The sequence below is a fragment of the Mesorhizobium sp. M4B.F.Ca.ET.203.01.1.1 genome (genome assembly GCF_004791025.1).
Classification (GTDB): Bacteria; Pseudomonadota; Alphaproteobacteria; order Rhizobiales; family Rhizobiaceae; genus Mesorhizobium; species Mesorhizobium abyssinicae.
Window position 1 is genome coordinate 122,499 of the sequence record NZ_SRUO01000004.1, and the last position, 15,285, is coordinate 137,783.

Annotated in this window: 16 protein-coding genes; 6 read left to right on the forward strand and 10 right to left on the reverse strand. The window is 64.6% G+C overall.

Features of this window, described 5'->3' with window-relative positions:
- Nucleotides 1-60 precede the first annotated feature (60 nt).
- Nucleotides 61-1,047 carry an EamA family transporter gene (locus tag EN846_RS10380; RefSeq protein WP_187331176.1) on the reverse strand — a complete coding sequence of 329 codons (987 nt, stop codon included), beginning with the start codon at nucleotides 1,045-1,047 and terminating at the stop codon, nucleotides 61-63.
- Nucleotides 1,048-1,275: 228 nt separating this feature from the next.
- Here EN846_RS10380 and EN846_RS10385 point away from each other — a divergent pair, with 228 nt between their 5' ends.
- Nucleotides 1,276-2,007 carry a class I SAM-dependent methyltransferase gene (locus tag EN846_RS10385; protein WP_127393158.1) on the forward strand — a complete coding sequence of 244 codons (732 nt, stop codon included), beginning with the start codon at nucleotides 1,276-1,278 and terminating at the stop codon, nucleotides 2,005-2,007.
- A 43-nt stretch (nucleotides 2,008-2,050) separates the two neighbouring features.
- Here EN846_RS10385 and EN846_RS10390 read toward each other — a convergent pair whose 3' ends face one another.
- Complete coding sequence (locus EN846_RS10390) at nucleotides 2,051-2,332, reverse strand: hypothetical protein (protein ID WP_127310501.1); 282 nt, start codon at nucleotides 2,330-2,332, stop codon at nucleotides 2,051-2,053.
- Nucleotides 2,333-2,744: 412 nt separating this feature from the next.
- Between EN846_RS10390 and EN846_RS10395 the strand changes: the two genes are divergently transcribed.
- Nucleotides 2,745-3,185 (forward strand): hypothetical protein, encoded by a 441-nt coding sequence (locus EN846_RS10395; RefSeq protein ID WP_127286806.1) that lies wholly within the window; start codon nucleotides 2,745-2,747, stop codon nucleotides 3,183-3,185.
- A 104-nt stretch (nucleotides 3,186-3,289) separates the two neighbouring features.
- On the opposite strand, the gene EN846_RS10400 is transcribed toward EN846_RS10395, so the two are convergent.
- Together EN846_RS10400 and EN846_RS10405 are read right to left on the reverse strand one after the other, a co-directional pair.
- Nucleotides 3,290-4,357: a glycosyltransferase gene (locus EN846_RS10400; protein ID WP_127286807.1), complete on the reverse strand. Its 1,068-nt coding sequence runs from the start codon at nucleotides 4,355-4,357 to the stop codon at nucleotides 3,290-3,292.
- A gap of 433 nt (nucleotides 4,358-4,790) precedes the next feature.
- A complete protein-coding gene (locus EN846_RS10405; protein ID WP_127393157.1) occupies nucleotides 4,791-4,979 on the reverse strand; it encodes a hypothetical protein in 189 nt (62 codons plus the stop codon).
- 99 nt (nucleotides 4,980-5,078) lie between these two features.
- Here EN846_RS10405 and ade point away from each other — a divergent pair, with 99 nt between their 5' ends.
- Nucleotides 5,079-6,788 carry an adenine deaminase gene (gene ade, locus EN846_RS10410; RefSeq protein WP_127393156.1) on the forward strand — a complete coding sequence of 570 codons (1,710 nt, stop codon included), beginning with the start codon at nucleotides 5,079-5,081 and terminating at the stop codon, nucleotides 6,786-6,788.
- 27 nt (nucleotides 6,789-6,815) lie between these two features.
- On the opposite strand, the gene EN846_RS10415 is transcribed toward ade, so the two are convergent.
- The 4 genes from EN846_RS10415 to EN846_RS10430 all read right to left on the reverse strand — a co-directional run bounded on the left by EN846_RS10415 (nucleotide 6,816) and on the right by EN846_RS10430 (nucleotide 10,698).
- Nucleotides 6,816-8,195, reverse strand: a complete 1,380-nt coding sequence (locus EN846_RS10415; protein ID WP_128346476.1) for a pyridoxal-dependent decarboxylase — start codon at nucleotides 8,193-8,195, stop codon at nucleotides 6,816-6,818.
- A 75-nt stretch (nucleotides 8,196-8,270) separates the two neighbouring features.
- Nucleotides 8,271-9,002, reverse strand: a complete 732-nt coding sequence (locus EN846_RS10420; protein ID WP_127393939.1) for a GNAT family protein — start codon at nucleotides 9,000-9,002, stop codon at nucleotides 8,271-8,273.
- A gap of 11 nt (nucleotides 9,003-9,013) precedes the next feature.
- On the reverse strand, nucleotides 9,014-9,748 hold the full coding sequence (locus tag EN846_RS10425; protein WP_187331177.1) for a class I SAM-dependent methyltransferase: 735 nt from the start codon (nucleotides 9,746-9,748) through the stop codon (nucleotides 9,014-9,016).
- A 32-nt stretch (nucleotides 9,749-9,780) separates the two neighbouring features.
- Nucleotides 9,781-10,698 carry a 2-dehydropantoate 2-reductase gene (locus EN846_RS10430; RefSeq protein ID WP_245493406.1) on the reverse strand — a complete coding sequence of 306 codons (918 nt, stop codon included), beginning with the start codon at nucleotides 10,696-10,698 and terminating at the stop codon, nucleotides 9,781-9,783.
- Between the two features lie 256 nt (nucleotides 10,699-10,954).
- Between EN846_RS10430 and EN846_RS10435 the strand changes: the two genes are divergently transcribed.
- The 3 genes from EN846_RS10435 (at nucleotide 10,955) to EN846_RS10445 (ending at nucleotide 13,605) form a co-directional block, all read left to right on the forward strand.
- A complete protein-coding gene (locus EN846_RS10435) occupies nucleotides 10,955-11,176 on the forward strand; it encodes a hypothetical protein (RefSeq protein WP_127393940.1) in 222 nt (73 codons plus the stop codon).
- A gap of 432 nt (nucleotides 11,177-11,608) precedes the next feature.
- Complete coding sequence (locus tag EN846_RS10440) at nucleotides 11,609-12,964, forward strand: sensor histidine kinase (RefSeq protein ID WP_135913841.1); 1,356 nt, start codon at nucleotides 11,609-11,611, stop codon at nucleotides 12,962-12,964.
- Entirely contained in the window at nucleotides 12,961-13,605 is a 645-nt protein-coding gene (locus EN846_RS10445) for a response regulator transcription factor (protein WP_127285197.1), read from the forward strand. The genes EN846_RS10440 and EN846_RS10445 overlap by 4 nt, the downstream gene beginning before the upstream one ends.
- Before the next feature lie 129 nt (nucleotides 13,606-13,734).
- Here EN846_RS10445 and EN846_RS10450 read toward each other — a convergent pair whose 3' ends face one another.
- The gene (locus EN846_RS10450) at nucleotides 13,735-14,208 is read right to left on the reverse strand and encodes a hypothetical protein (RefSeq protein ID WP_127285198.1); all 474 of its coding nucleotides are present in this window, start codon (nucleotides 14,206-14,208) and stop codon (nucleotides 13,735-13,737) included.
- A gap of 519 nt (nucleotides 14,209-14,727) precedes the next feature.
- Nucleotides 14,728-15,201 carry a hypothetical protein gene (locus tag EN846_RS10455; protein WP_127285204.1) on the reverse strand — a complete coding sequence of 158 codons (474 nt, stop codon included), beginning with the start codon at nucleotides 15,199-15,201 and terminating at the stop codon, nucleotides 14,728-14,730.
- Nucleotides 15,202-15,285: the final 84 nt, after the last annotated feature.

The window sequence follows — 15,285 nt, forward strand, 5'->3', positions numbered from 1 at the left end:
CGCAGCCACCCTGCACGGGCGGGATCGGCTTGGTTTTGCGCGATTGCGACGGGAACCGTCTCACGCCTTTCCTGGAATTGCGCCGGTCTTGACCACGGTGGCGAGCACGATCCCGGCTACGATGAAGGCCGCGCCAACGAGATCGTAGTCATGCAGGCCCTCGCCGAGCAGCAGGTAGGCGAGTATGGCGACGAACACGGTTTGCAGGTAGAGCAGCATGCTTGCCCTGCTCGCGCCGAGCGTTTCCACGCTTCGGTTGTAGAGATAGTACATCAAGGCGCCGCCCGGGCCCGCCAGATAGGCAAGCGCCAGCAAGCCGTCGCCATTCATGGCGGAGCGTTCGTCGTTGAACAATTCCCACAAATGGAACGGCAAGGCGACCAGCGCGCCGGCCCCCAACAGGAGCACGACCAGCGGCAGGAGCTCGATGCCGAATTTGGCGCGCCGCACGAGCACGGTGTAGAGGGCCCAGCAGAACGCGCTGCCGACGATCCACAATTCGCCGGGGCTGAAGCTCAGGCGAAGCAACGCCGTCAGGTCGCCATGCGCGACGATGACCAGCATCCCGGCAAGGGCGGCCAGCGCGCCAAGCGACTTCCAAAGCCCGAGCGGCTCGCCAAGCACGAAACGCGCCAGCACCATCGTCATGACTGGCGACAGCGCCATGATGATGCCGGCGGTGCTGGCATCGGTCTCGTTGAGGCCGCGATAGATCATGCCCTGGCAGAGCGTGAGGCCGATGGCGCCGACGGCGACGATCTCCAGCGACCGCGCCCGCAGCAGCGCTATCATCGCGCCGTGGTGGCGATGCACGATCGGCAGCAGGATGGCGCAGGCGAGCGTCAGCCGCCAGAAGCATAGCCCCCAGGGCGGCATTTCCGGCGCCACCCATTTGGCCGCGATATAGACGCCAGCCGACAGAAGCCAGCACAGCACGGCGGCCGGATAGCCGGTAAAGGATGACAAGGTCGGCGAGGATCCGGTCAGGGAGGATATGGTCCCGACCGCAGGTTGCTCCCCCGGATGCAATATCGGCACTGCCTGCATGTCGTGCCCCCTTCCACGAACGTCCGACCAAGGACGCGGCAGCAATATATCTCAATCTTGGGATGTTACATATGTCCGAGCATCGACGGTGATCGCGGAGATGCTTCTCTCACATGATGTCCAGACTTCAAATGCGGGGAAGCACCTGGCGAATTTCCACGGGAACGCGAGGCTTGCCGGAGGCGTTGCACATCCTTGCGGGGTGCGGCGGTTACCGGAGAACACGACATGGAAGGGTTCAGGCCTGAAGACAGCTTTCGCGGCGACGTTGCGAAGCACTACGACGATGATCTGCGCGGCGACGAGGATGAGACTGTTCAATTCCTGAAGGAGATCGCGGGTGGACGCGACTGCCTGGAGCTTGCGGTCGGCACAGGACGGATCGCCCTGCCGCTGGCGGCCGTCGGCCTGCAGGTCGACGGCATCGAACTTTCGCCCGACATGATCGAGGTACTGCGGGAGAAGCCGGGCGGATCGGAGATCGAGGTCGTCAATGGCGACATGACGGCGGTCGACATGGGTCGCCGCTACGGCGTTGTATATCTGGTGTTCAATTCGATCGGCAACGTGATCACCCAGGACGGTCAGGTCAGGTGCTTCGAGAATGCGGCCCGGCACCTTGATGAGGATGGCGTTTTCCTGCTCGAATGCCGGGTCCCCACGGCGCCGAAGCGGGACGACGGCGGCTTCGTCGAAGTCTCACATCCCGGCACCGGATCGGTCCACATCGCGGCCTGCAGATATGATCCGGTCAGTCAGGTGCTCGACCTGTCACACATCGATATCGGCAATGATATGGTCCGCATGGTTCCGCTTAGGCTGCGGCTGGCCCATCCGCCCGAATTCGACCTGATGGCGAGATGCGCCGGGCTGAAGCTCGACCAGCGATATGGCGGCTGGAAGCGCGAACCGTTTGACGCCCGCAGCTGGCGCCACATCAGCGTCTACCGGAAGAGATAGTCCGCAGACTATAGAGCCGGCATCGACGCCGGCCTGGTCGAGATCAGTGCGATGCGCCGCTGGAAGGGTGCAAAAGTTCCCAGGTCAAACCAATCCGGCCATGGAACTGCGATGCAAATCGTTCGGCTTCGACGTTCTCCAGGCCATCGTCGACGAGAGCCTCGATGCTTCGCCGCATCAAGGCGAGCTGCATCGCCCGCGCGTGCGCGGCGTCCGTCTCCCGCATGATTTCCGTGACATGGTAGGCGACGACCGGCTGGCCGAGACAGGACAGAAGCGCGCTGGCGTCGGCTGTCGCTGCACTGACTGCTTCTTCGATCTGCATTTGGCGCTCCTCATCAACGCTGATGATGGCGCCTCCCCGGGAGACAACGGTGTTCCGCTGCTTTTCTAGTTCCTCATCTCGCGCACCGACAAAGTGACAGTCGCGCTTGAGGGGCAATCGCTCTCTTGTTCGCTACCAAAACAGTATGCTCCAACATCCAATTAAAGGCGACCGGATAGTTAATCGATGGTTAACAAGGGCGGTCACATCTTAAGCGTTTCTTAGACGAGACGGCGCGGACCAGCGCCGCGCCTTCCTGTCTGGGCCGGTGAGCCGTGGCCGACCGCTCGCAGCCAGATTTAGGCGGCGTGCCTGGAACCAATGAGGAGCGAGACTGTTCAGCAGTAACCTTGATACGACGCTGACGAGCCCGGTCCGGCCGGGCAAGCGGCGATCATGAGGAGTTCTCATCATGAACATTTCGTCCGGAATTCGTTCAGTCGCGGTTGCCGTCATCGCCGCCGGGGCAGTCAGCGTCGCCAGCGTCGCGCATGCCGACAACGGCACGATCCGCTTCGCCATCTACAAGGCGGCCTTCTTCATCGGCGGTGCCGGAGGCGAAGGCACCCTCACCTTCCATGGTCGCCGTTATCCGATCTCGGTCGGCGCTGTCTCGGGCGGCCTCGCCTTCGGGGCTTCCAAGACCTATTTCCACGGCACCGTGCGCCACATTCGCCGCGCCCGGGACGTGACCGGAGTCTACGGTGCGGCAGGCGGTGGCGGCGCGCTCGGCAAAGGCGCCCAGGTCATCGTCATGACCAATGACAGGGGCGCCCAACTCGAACTCTCGGGCAAGCAGGTCGGCCTGCAAATCAATGCCGATCTCAGCGGCATGAGCATCGCGCTGAAGTAAGGGCCGGCGGCGGCCGCCGTGGGTCTTGCCAGATCAGCGACGGCACGCCATGTGAGCCGCAGAACCGCCGGTGCATGATCTTGCCGCGCCGTTTCTGCCGCCCCCTACCCCATCGCCTGGCGGATGGTTTTCGCGAGGCGCGCCAGGAAGGCCGGCCTCGAGGCAGCGTCGAGCTTCCAGGACAGCACGGCGAGCGCCATCTTTCCGGGCAGCATGCCGACGGACAGGAACCAGGCGGCGAGCATGGCTCGGCGCCTGAGCGAGGCCGTCATTTCAAGGCTGGCGACGGCGCCGTGCGCGGCAAGCGCCAGTTTGGAATCATTGGCCACCGGGTGGCGGTCCCTGTCGGCGCAGAGCGAGGCCAGCCGCTCCTCCAGATGAAGCGTATCGTGCAGGACGGTCTCGGACGGCTCGACCGCCAGGCCGACGCCGGAGACCTGGCCGGACAGCGCCGCCATGCGGTGGAAATCATGCGCCACCCGCCAGCGCGCCCGCTCGGCAAGCTTGGCGCCGAAGACGGAATGGTTGGCGCCGTGGATGCGGTAGGCGCCGACGCATTCCTCGATCGACTGTACCTGGCCGTAGAGCGGGGCCAGCGTCGCCAGATAGCCATCGGCGCCCTGGCGGAAATCGGCTTCGGGAATCGGCATGATGGTCTCCAGCGTCGAGCGGTCGAAGGCGAGCCCGCTGGTCACCGTCGTCTGGTAGCGCCCCTTGTGCAGCAGCTTCGGCACCACGTCGCCGTCGTCGAAGGGAAGTTCCGGCGGCGGGAAGACATCCTTGACGTGCTGTTCTTCGTCGACGATGTGCAGCCGCGACTGCACCTGGGCGGTCGCCGGGTCCCAGGCGTCGACGATCCTGGAGACGGCGTCAGGGTAGAGATAGTCGTCGGCGTCGAGGAAAAGCACGATCCTGCCCGAGCTTGCCGCAAAGCCGGTGTTGAAGGCGGCGGCATGGCCGCCATTCCTTGGCCGCAGGCAGGCGCGAATGGAGTCGCCATAGGATTCTATGACCGCCGCCGAACCGTCGCTCGATCTGTCGTCGACGACGATGACTTCGACATCGTCATGGTCCTGGCCGAGCGCGCTGTCGACGCTGCGTTCCAGGAAGCGCGCGTAGTTGTAGTTTGGGATGATGATGGACACCGGAATCCGGCTGGGCATCGGATGCATCGCGTTTGACCTCGCGTCTTGCTTTGGTTTCAGCGGAACCCGCAGGAACAGGCCTCTAGCCCCACGAGTTTCCCGGGGGCAAAGCTTGCGCTTGCCTCGGGGAGACGGGTTGCGTTGCGACGTCAGCTGAGCGGCCGCGATTGCCTTCGAGGTCATCCGCCGCAGACATCGGCATGCGGCGCGAGGCGGTCGGAGATCCGGTCAGGCCGGCATGGCATGGCGGCCGGCCTCGACGGGAATTGTCCGTCATTCGATTTGAGACGGTCCGTCGCGCGCCCCGAAGGCATGGCCGGAGTGTGACCGCGAAATGCGGCCGCAACAAGCCCCGCGCGTCAATTGCGCCCGCCTTTCCGGCTGGAGCGGCGCGGCTCCAGTATTTGAATTACACAATTCCGGACAGAAAACCGCTACGCACTTTTTCCTGGAATTGCTTCTAGAACTGATAGATGGCCGTCAGTCGCACCGTCTGGTTGGACATGTCGACCTTCGTGCCGGGGCTGACGAAGGAGTTGGTGGTGATGTCGCCGAGGGTGCCGCCGAAGCCGGCGCCGCCGACGGCGATGTCCAGCGACTTGTACTTGTCGTAGAGATATTCGCCGCGCAGTCGCAGGTTCTCGCTCACCTTTTGCTCATCGTCATGTCCGCGTTCTGCTGATCGGCCCTTGACCGCTTCCGCACTTCAGCCGAGCGTGGACGAGCATCCCGCCCGAGCGAGCACCCAATGGATTCGAAGACACAGCTGACCCGCATGATCCGCGCCGGCTCCGGCGAGGTGCCCGCCGATCTGGTGGTCCGCAACGTGCGGCTGCTCGATGTCGTCACCGGCACGGTGAGCGAAACCGATATCGCCATCGTCGCCGACCGCATCGTCGGCACCCATGCGCGCTATCAGGCGGCCGAGGAGATCGACGGCCGCGGCCGTTTCGCCGTGCCGGGCTTCATCGACACGCATCTCCACATCGAATCCTCGCTGGTCAGCCCGCTCGAATTCGACCGCTGCGTGCTGCCGCATGGCGTCACCACCGTGCTTTGCGACCCGCATGAGATCGCCAATGTGCTGGGAGTCGAAGGCATCCGCTATTTCCTCGACTGCGCAGAGCGGACCATCCTCGACGTGCGCGTCAACCTGTCGTCCTGCGTGCCGTCGACGACGTTCGAGACCTCAGGCGCGCGGCTGGAGGCGGAGGACCTCGTACCCTTCCGTTCCCATCCCAAGGTGGTCGGCCTCGCCGAGGTGATGAATTTTCCCGGCGTGCTCGCCGGCGACGAAGGCATGATCGCCAAGCTCGACGCCTTTTCCGACGGCCACATCGACGGCCACGCGCCGCTGCTCAGGGGCCAGCGGCTCAACGGCTATCTGGCGGCGCGCATTCGCACCGACCACGAGACCACGACCGCCGCCGAGGCGCGTGAAAAACTCGCCAAGGGGATGGCGATCCTGATCCGCGAGGGCTCGGCCTCCAAGGACCTTGACGCGCTGGCCGAGATCCTCGACGCCGACACGTCGAGCTTCGTCGCGCTCTGCACCGACGACCGCAATCCGCTCGACATCGCCGAGGAGGGCCATCTCGATTCCTCGATCCGGCGGCTGATCGCCAAGGGCCGGCCGTTGCATCACGTCTACCGCGCCGCCAGCCATTCGGCTGCCCGCATCTTCGGCCTCACCGACCGCGGCCTGGTGGCGCCTGGCTGGCGGGCCGACATCGCGTTGCTCGACGACCTCGAGGACTGCCGCGTCAGCGACGTCATCGCGGGCGGCCGGCTGGTGAGCCCGGCGCTGTTCGAGACGCGGCGGACGGTGGGGCCGGTCGGCCTCGGCTCGGTGAAGGCGAGGCCGGTCACGGCGGACGCCTTCCGTGTCGAGGCCAGGGCCGGCCGCAACCAGACGCCGGTGATCGCGATCAAGCCCGGCCTCATCATCACCTTCCGCGAGGACGCCGCCCTGCCCGTCCTCGACCAGTGCCTGCAGGCCGATCCCGAAGCCGACATCCTCAAGGCCGCCGTGGTCGAGCGTCACGGCAGGAACGGCAATATCGGCAAGGGTTTTGTGCGGGGTATCGGCCTCAAGCGCGGCGCCATCGCCTCCTCGATCGGCCATGACTGCCACAACATCACGGTGGTCGGCGCCACCGACGCCGACATGGCGGTGGCGGTCAACCGGCTTATCGCGATGGGCGGCGGCATGGCGGTGGCCGACAATGGCGTCATCACCGCCGAGCTGGCGCTGCCGCTGGCCGGGCTTATGAGCCTCGACTCCTTCGAGACCGTCACCCATGCACTGCACCAGTTGCGCGAGGCCACACGCGCGATCGGCTGCACGATCCCTGAGCCATTCCTGCAGGTGGCGTTCCTGGCGCTGCCGGTCATCCCGCATCTCAAGCTGACCGACATGGGCCTGTTCGACGTCGACAGGTTCGGCTTCGTCGAGTGACATTTTGGCCGACTGGCGAACCTTACCTCAGTCGTTAACTTCGCCGGCCGCTGCGATGACCTCCGAGACGATTTCGAGCACATTGCCGTCCGTCGTGCGGTGGTTGACGAAGCACGCCCTGAGCGCGAACTGGTCGCGGACCGTCGCGTTCGACAGATAGACGCGACCGCGGGCATTCACGCGTCTCAGGATCGCCCTGTTATCCTTGGCGCGATGGCGAAAACAGACCGCGCTGAGCGGCACCGGCGCCAGAAGCTCCAGCTCCGGATGCGCCTCGACCGCCTCCGCCAGCAGCCTTGCATGGCGCAGGTCCTCGGCGATCGCGTCGCGAAAGGCGCGGCGCCCGTGATATTGCAGCGACAGCCAAAGCTTCAGTGCGCGGAAACGCCGCGACAGCTCGAACGATTCCTCGAAGAAGGCGAAACCTTCCGTCGGATCCTGACTCAGCAGGCCGACATAGTCGTCGCTGTGCGAAAACGTCTTGCGCGCGATGTCCGGGTGGCGATGCAGCAGGCAGCCGCAGTCCAGCGGCTGATAGAGCCATTTGTGCGCGTCGAGCGAAAGCGAATCCGCCAGCGCCAACGAATTGAGCTGTTGCGGCAGGGCCAGGGCGGCCAGTACGCCATATGCGCCGTCGACATGCAGCCATAGGCCCTCGCGCCCGGCGATGTCGGCGATCTCTGGCAGCGGATCGATGGCGCCGGAGACGATGGTGCCGACCGTGGCGACGATGGCGATGGGCATTCGTCCGGCCGCGCGATCGGCGGCGATGGCCGCCTGCAGGGCGTCCGGACGCATCCGGAACTGATCGTCGACGGCAACCAGCCGCAGGTTCGACCTGCCGATGCCGAGCAGCGCCACCGCCTTCGGAATGGACATGTGCACCTGCTCGGACGCATAGATGACACCGCCGCGCACTCCCGTTTCGTTGGCCGGCAGCTTTGCTTCACGCGCCATCGCCAGCGCCATCAGGTTTGCCGCCGAGCCGCCGCCGCAAAGGCTGCCTGTGAACCCGGCGCAGCCGACCGCCTGCGCCAGCCACCCGACGACGGCGTGCTCGATCGACGTCGCCGCCGGAGCCGATCGCCACGAGGTGACGTTCTGATTGAGCACCGCCGCCAGCAATTCCCCTACCGCGCCCACCGGCTCGCCCGAACCGAGCACGTAGGCGAAGAACCTGCCGGTCGATGGTCGCGCATGCGCAGCGATCAGCTTGAAGTCGTGCAGGACATCCCCGCCCCTGCCCTCCTCGGCCCAGGGCCGCGAGAAAAGCTCCGTCGTCTCTTTGCCGCTGGTCGACGGATAGGCCGGTCGATCGTCAAGCGAGGCCCAGTAGCTCCGGGCGAGGTCCATCGCCTCGTCCGCCAGCCGCGACAAGTCCTGATTGGAGATTTCGAGCGCCCTCATAGGCCTGCCCCCTGCATGCGAAACCACTGAGTTGATTAGCACGAAACCGGCATCGCTACCGGTAAGGGTTTTCGGTCAGACCGGCAGCGGCGGATCCGCCGGCTCCCCGGGATCATGGCCGGCAGCCGCACGTATTTCGGTCAGCGACCAGATTTGCCGCCCATCGCGGAAGTTCGCGGGATCGAGCCAGGCCTCGAGGGCGGCGCGGCGGGCCGGCCATTCGCTGGAGAGCATCGAGTACATGCAGATGTCGCGCGCCTTGCCCTTCAGGAACAGGCCCTCGCGCAGCATGCCTTCATAGACGAAGCCGAGACGGTCGGCTGCCTTGCGCGAGCGCTGGTTGGTCGAGGTGCAGGTCCATTCCAGACGCCGGTAGCCGAGATCGTCGAAGACGTGGCGCAGGATGAGATAGAGCGCCTCGGTGGCGAGCCGGGTGCGCTGCAGCGGCGGCGTGTAGAGTACGTAGCCAAGCTCGACGACATGATGCGCGGGCCTTGCCTCCATCAGGCAGAGCCAGCCCAGTGGCCCGCCGTCGGGACCGTCGACGGCGAAGAAGGCGCGCTTCGGATCCGCCACCAGGGCGGCGACATGCTCGGCGAAAACTCGTTCGGTGGCGAACGGCCCCACCTTCATGTCGATCCAGGTGGCCTGCGTGTGCTCGTCATGCGAGAGCGGATAGAGCCCTGCCGCGTCGCGCGCGGCGTCGAGCGGACGCAGCCGTCCCCAGCGGCCGACAAGCTCGATTGCCGAGGGAACCGGCGCATCACCCGGTTCAATGTCGTCCGGCTTCAGTTTGGATGCCATCATCGCGCCCTTGGTCAGTTCCAGTACCGGAACATCCTACCCATTCTGTTCGGCATCACGAATATTTCCTCCGCATGGGAAAAGCCGGCTTCGCGCCCCATGCCGAGCCATCTCGCTGCGGTTTCCGGGAAATCGGCCAGAAGCATGTGCCGTTCCATGGCGGCGAACTCCTCGTCGGAGACGGCCGACCATTCATCGCGCAGCAAGGAAAAGCGCGCGAGCCAGGCAGCGCGATCCTCTCCCTCGAACAAAGCGGGCTCCCAGATGACGAACAGGCCCATCCCTCCCAGGGCCCTGCGGACGTTGCGCATCAGCCGGGCCTTGCCCTCGCTCGACAAGTGGTGCAGCGACATGCCGATCCAGATCACGTCGACGGGTTCCGACCACTTCGCCATCGCATGCACGAAATCGCTGCAGCGCAGCTCAACGGGGCAAGGCAGGACATCGAGCTCTCGGGCCGCAAGCCGCAGCGATGCTTCCGACAAATCGATGCCGACATAGTTGCCGATCGTGGTCGTCCTCAGCGTCGCGGCCGAGGCGCCGGCGTCGCCGCAGGCAATGTCGAGAAACCGGAACGACGCGGGCGCAAGCTCCGTGAGCACGTCGCGCAGCAGGCGATAGACCTCGCGATGGAACATCAGGTTCGCGGCCACGATCCTGCGGTAGGTCTCGAGCTCCTGGTTGAACATATTTTGGGAGCCTGTTGCCTCGCTCCCTGTCGTCACCGGCATGCCTTCGCTCGATGTCATGACGCCCTCCATGGAAGGTCGATGGGATGCCGCTAGGGGACGGCACCGGCTGCGTGGAGATGCAAGGCGCGGAAGACCGCCGTGTGGCCAGGGGTCGCTATGCCGAACTTGATGCCCAGCTCGTGCATCCGCCCGGACAGCCAGGCGACCTCGATCGGTTTCCCTCTTTCGAGATCGTTGGCCATCGACGATTTCACATGCGGGGGGAATGCGGACCATCTGGTCGTGACGCGTCCTTCGAACCCCTCGGCCAGCGGATGGCCGGCCGCCGCGGCAATCGCTATTCCCTCATCGCGCAGCTGTTCGATGAAGATACGCGCCTCGGGGTCGTCGAGGATCGGACCGATGCCCGAGCGCATCAGCGACGTTCCGCCGGAGAAGGCCGCCAATGTCACGAACTTCTCCCACAGCACATTGTCGATGTCGGCAACCGGCTTCAGCTCCAGCCCGATAGCGCGATCGCATAGCGCCTGAAGATCCTTGATGAGAGGATCGCCATGCCCGCCGACGAGAATGTGAGGCAGCCCGCCGGCGTGGACGACTTCTCCGGGCTGCTTGATGAAGCCGGATAGATAGGTGGCGCCACCAATGACGCTGTCGCTGGGAATATGGCGGCGGAGAATGCCGACGCTGTCGATGCCGTTCTGCAGCGTCACGACGCGCGTTTTCCCGCTGACGAGCGGTCCGAGCGCGCCGGCGGCCTTTTCGCTGTCGTAGAGCTTGACGGCGAAGATCACGAGATCGACGGGACCGATATCGGCCGGCGAGTCGCTCGCGCACACATCGGCCAGAAAGACGTTGCCGATGTCGCTTTGAATCCGCAGGCCGCCCTCGCGCATTGCCTGCAAGTGGGCGCCGCGAGCAATGAAGCTGACGTCGCCTCCCGCCTCGGCGAGCCTGGCGCCGACATAGCCGCCGATGCCGCCCGCACCTATCATCGCGATCCGCATGCCGTCCCCTCGACGGCAACCGCCGCCACTGGCCGCGCGAAGCTGCAAATGCTTGCACCGGCGCGATCAATATTAGCATTTCCTTGAATATACACCAGCCGGGCCGGGCGGATGTCCGGCGGCAAGTCACACCGAGCCCTCCGGCTCGGCCAACAGTGAGTGATAGGCCCACGGGACGCAATTGCACCCAAAAGAAGTCAGGACATGCGCTTGAAAGCCCCAACTCGCGAGGCATATGAAAGATATAGAGAAGTATATGACTCGCTTCCGGGGGGTAGCGGTGGCGCGCAATCAGGTATCGGACAACAAGCGGCTTTCGGCCTTCGACCTCGACCTTCTGCGCGAGGCTTTCCAGAAATCGGCCCGTGAGCATGGCGTCACGGCGGCCGATTGGGCCGAACATGCCAAGCTGTTCATCGAGCGAACAGCACAAAGCGAACCCGGCAAGGAATTCACTGGGCGAAGCACCCCGCCATAATGGCCGGCGCAGCTTGGGGCTTGGGCTTCGGGGGGCAAGCCGCACCGGCCACTGCGGGTTCGGGTGTCGCACGCCCGCCGCGCCATGGACCCTACAAACATATTAGCAATCACTCAATTAAGCCTGAGTGCGTAGCCCACGAAGGGATGAGCCGGCATGCCAGCCATCGGCCCGTCTCGTCCATTTGACGGACGTCACCTCCCGGGGCTTCCCGAACCGTTTCGCCAGCGCCCGGTGCGGAAGCTGAAGCGGCCCGGAGTGACCGCATTGCGTCGCACCAAGAGACTGCACAATGCCAACGGTGGCTCCCAGTGGCCCACACCAAGGTCGATGTCGCAAACGCCGGACTAAGTCTATAGTCTTCGCAGCCAGGGGAGAGGTGTGCGATTGTTCGGGACTTTCTTGGGGGGATTTTTGCGGCGATGGGGCAGGTTGTCGCTGGCGCTGCAGTTCTTCATTGCCAGCGGCGTCGGGTTGCTGGCCGCGATGCTGCTGGTCGGGCTTTGGGTGACTTCGCAGATCCGGGACGGCGTCATGCGCAATTCCGCCGCCACCACGGCGCTCTATGTCGACAGCGTGATCGCGCCGCTCTTGCCCGACATGCGCAAGAGCCGCGAGCTCAGCGACACCGTCAAGCGGGCGCTGGACGAGACGCTGGGCCAGGGCGCGCTCGGCAAGCGGCTGGTCTCGTTCAAGCTTTGGCGGCGCGACGGCATGATCCTCTATGCCGACGACGCCGAGCTGATCGGCAAGACCTTCCCGCCCAACCACAACCTGATTTCGGCTTTCGCGGGCAATGTCATGGCCGAATACAACGACCTCGACGACGACCCGGAAGCCGGTGAGGAGAAAACGGTGAACGCGCCGCTGTTCGAGATCTACAATCCGGTGCGCGAACCCTGGTCGGGCGAAGTCGTCGCCGTGTCGGAGTTCTACGAGATCGCCGACGACTTCCAGGAAACGCTGAACGCGGCGCTGTGGTCGACCTGGCTGGTGGTGGCTGGCGCCACGGCGGCGGCATTGGCGCTATTGTCCGGAATCGTCTTTCGCGGCAGCCGCACCATCGAGACGCAACGCACGGCACTCGAGGCGAAGGTGACGGAATTGCAGTCGGCGCTGTCGCAGAACTCATCGCTGCGCCAGCGCGTGCAGCGGGCCTCGCGCCGCGCCACCGCCATCAATGAACGCTATCTCAGGCGCATCGGCGCCGACTTGCATGACGGGCCGGCGCAGCTTGTGGCGCTGGCCGCGCTCAGGATGGACAGCCCTCTGCTGCTCGATCCAGCCGCCTCGAGCGAATTGCGCGAGGCCGAGATATCGGGCATCCACAAGACGCTCGGCGAAGCGATGCGCGAGATACGCGGCATCTGCAACGGCCTGGTTCTGCCGCAGATCGAGACGCAGGCCGTAGTCGACATCCTGACGTTGGCGGTGAAGGAACACGAGCGGCGCACCAGCAGCAAGGTGGCGCTGACGCTTCCCGGCCGCCTGCCGGAACTCGGCACTTCCGAGAAGATCAGCATTTACCGTTTCGTACAGGAAGGGTTGAATAATGCGTGGCGGCATGGAAAGGGCAAGGATCAGGCGGTGCGGGCCGGCATGAAAGGCGGCAGGCTGACGGTGGAGGTGATGGACGGTGGTCCTGGCTTCGATCCCAGCAGGAGCGAGGGGCTCGGGCTCGCGGGCCTGAGGGAACGCATCGAAAGCATCGGCGGACAGTTCGAAACACTGTCCGGCCCGCAAGGCACGCGATTGGTGATCACACTATCTGTCGAGGAGCAGCCGTGACCGCATCCATCCGTATCGCCATTGTCGACGACCATCCGCTGTTTCGCGAGGGCGTGGCGCGCAGCCTCGGCGAGATCGGCGGGTTCGCGGTGGTCGGCGAAGGCGCCAGCGCCGACGACGCCGAAAGGCTGGTGCAGACGACCGCACCCGACATCCTGCTGCTCGACATCAGCATGCCGGGCGGCGGGCTCAACGCCGCGGCCCGGATCCTGTCCGGCCACCCCGGGCAGAAAATCGTCATGCTGACAGTGTCGGAAACCAATGCCGATGTCGCCCAGGCACTCAACACCGGCGTGCGCGGCTATGTGCTGAAGGGCGTCGGCTCCAAGACGCTGGCCGAAATCCTCGGCGAGGTCGCGGCTGGCCAGAGCTATGTCTCGCCGACGCTGTCGGCGAGGCTGCTGTCGGACCTTTTGCAGCCGGCGAGCCGCAAGCCCGACCCGCTCAGCCAGCTCACCGGCCGCGAGGCTGAGATCCTGCGGCTGGTGGCGGAGGGCCTCAGCAACAAGGAGGTCGCCGCCAGGCTGTCGTTGCAGGAAAAGACGGTCAAGCATCACATGACCAGGGTGCTGGCCAAGCTCAACGTGCGCAACCGCACGGAGGCGGCGCTACTGATGCATGAGGCGAAGGAGAAGAATTAGGTTGGTGAATGGTGAATGGATAGGCGCCAACACTATTCACCATTCACCCATTCACTATCTATTCACAAAAGTCACCCCCGCCCTCAGGACGGGGGTGCGTGAGGGACAGAAAGGGGTAGCTCCCTGCCCTCACAAGCCCAGCAGGCGCGCCAGATCCTCGGGCGTCGCCTGGCGCTCGACGATGGTTCGGCCAAGAGCATCCTCCATCTCGAAACGGCCGTTCCGGATTTCTTCCTTCATGCCGTCGGGATGGACGACCTTGATTGTGTCGCCATCGATTTCGACCTTGTCTCCGGTCGCCGCGTTGACGTGGCTGTTGTGGCTGGCGCTGTTGCCGCGGTTGCCGTTGTTGTTGCCTGAGTTGTTGTTACCGCTGTTATTGTTGCTGTTGCCGCCGCCGGAGCTTGAATTGCCGCCGCCGTTGCCGTTGCCGCCACCGTTCCCATTGCCGCCATTGCCGTTGCCGGCATCGGCATAGGCCAATGCAGGAACGATCCTGGCGGCGCCATAGAGCTTGACGTGGCAAGGCGCGATCGTCAGCGCCAGCACCGTCGAAGCCCCCAGGACAAGCCGGCTCAGCCGGTTCAAGGACAGTGTGAGCATCTCCTCTCCCTGCCGGTCTTCTCTCCGGTCTGGCAGACCGCGGCCGGCATGATTGAGAAGAGGAGAGCATCCATGCATGGGCACGCGCGCGAAAGCGGCCCACGACCCTTGCCCTGCCGGTTCGGACCTTTTTTACGCCTCTGCCGGACCTATGTCGCAATGCCGGCGCAATGCGACCCGCGCGACGAACGGCAACGCCAGGACGCGGCAAGGTTGCGGCGCGTTAACCAAACCTCTTGGAAAGCGCAACGCAATTCTCTAAGACTATAGCGCGCGTGAAAAATGCGGGGACCGCGCCAACGAGCCGCGATGCGCCAAGGGTTGCCCTGCGGGAATGCAAGGCGGACCCCAAAAAAATACCCCCGCCAGAAGGCGGGGGCAAGGTGAGCAACGAAAGTCCTGTCAACCGATGATCAAGGACTGAAGAGACGAAGCAAAAGGTGGCAACCTGATTTTGCAGCGCTGACCTTCGGTCCCGAAACGATCACTTCCAGATAGAACCTCGCTCTCACAAACCGTTCAAAAACTCTTCAGCCGCGCCACATCGGCAGCGGTTGCCCTTCTATCGACGATGGTGCGCCCGAGCGCGTCCTCCATCCTGAAGCGGCCGTTTTCGATTTCTTCCGTCATTCCGTTGGGGTGCGTGACCCTGATGCTCTTGCCGTCGACTTCGACCTTGTCGCCGGTTACGGCGTTGACATGATCGACAGTGGCATTCTCGCCGGTGCCTTTGCTGTTACCCTTGCCGTTGCCGCCGGCGTTGCTGTTGCCGCTGTTTCCGTTGCTGCTGCCGCCGCCGCTGTTACCGTTCCCGTTGCCGCCGCTATTGCCGCCGCCGTTGCCGTTGCCGCCGCCATTGCCATTGCCGCCCTTGCCGGCTTGGGCCTTGGAAGCGACGGGACCGTCGATCGAGAGATGAAAAGGTGCGATAGTCAACGCCAGCGCCGCCAGCGCCCGCAAGACCAGCCTGCAGCCCATGCGCGGTACGCGCATCCCATTCTCCCCATGCCGGTCAACCGGCCCGAACCCAGCCGAAACCCCAACGGCATTGTCGATGCGAAAAACATTCACAAATCG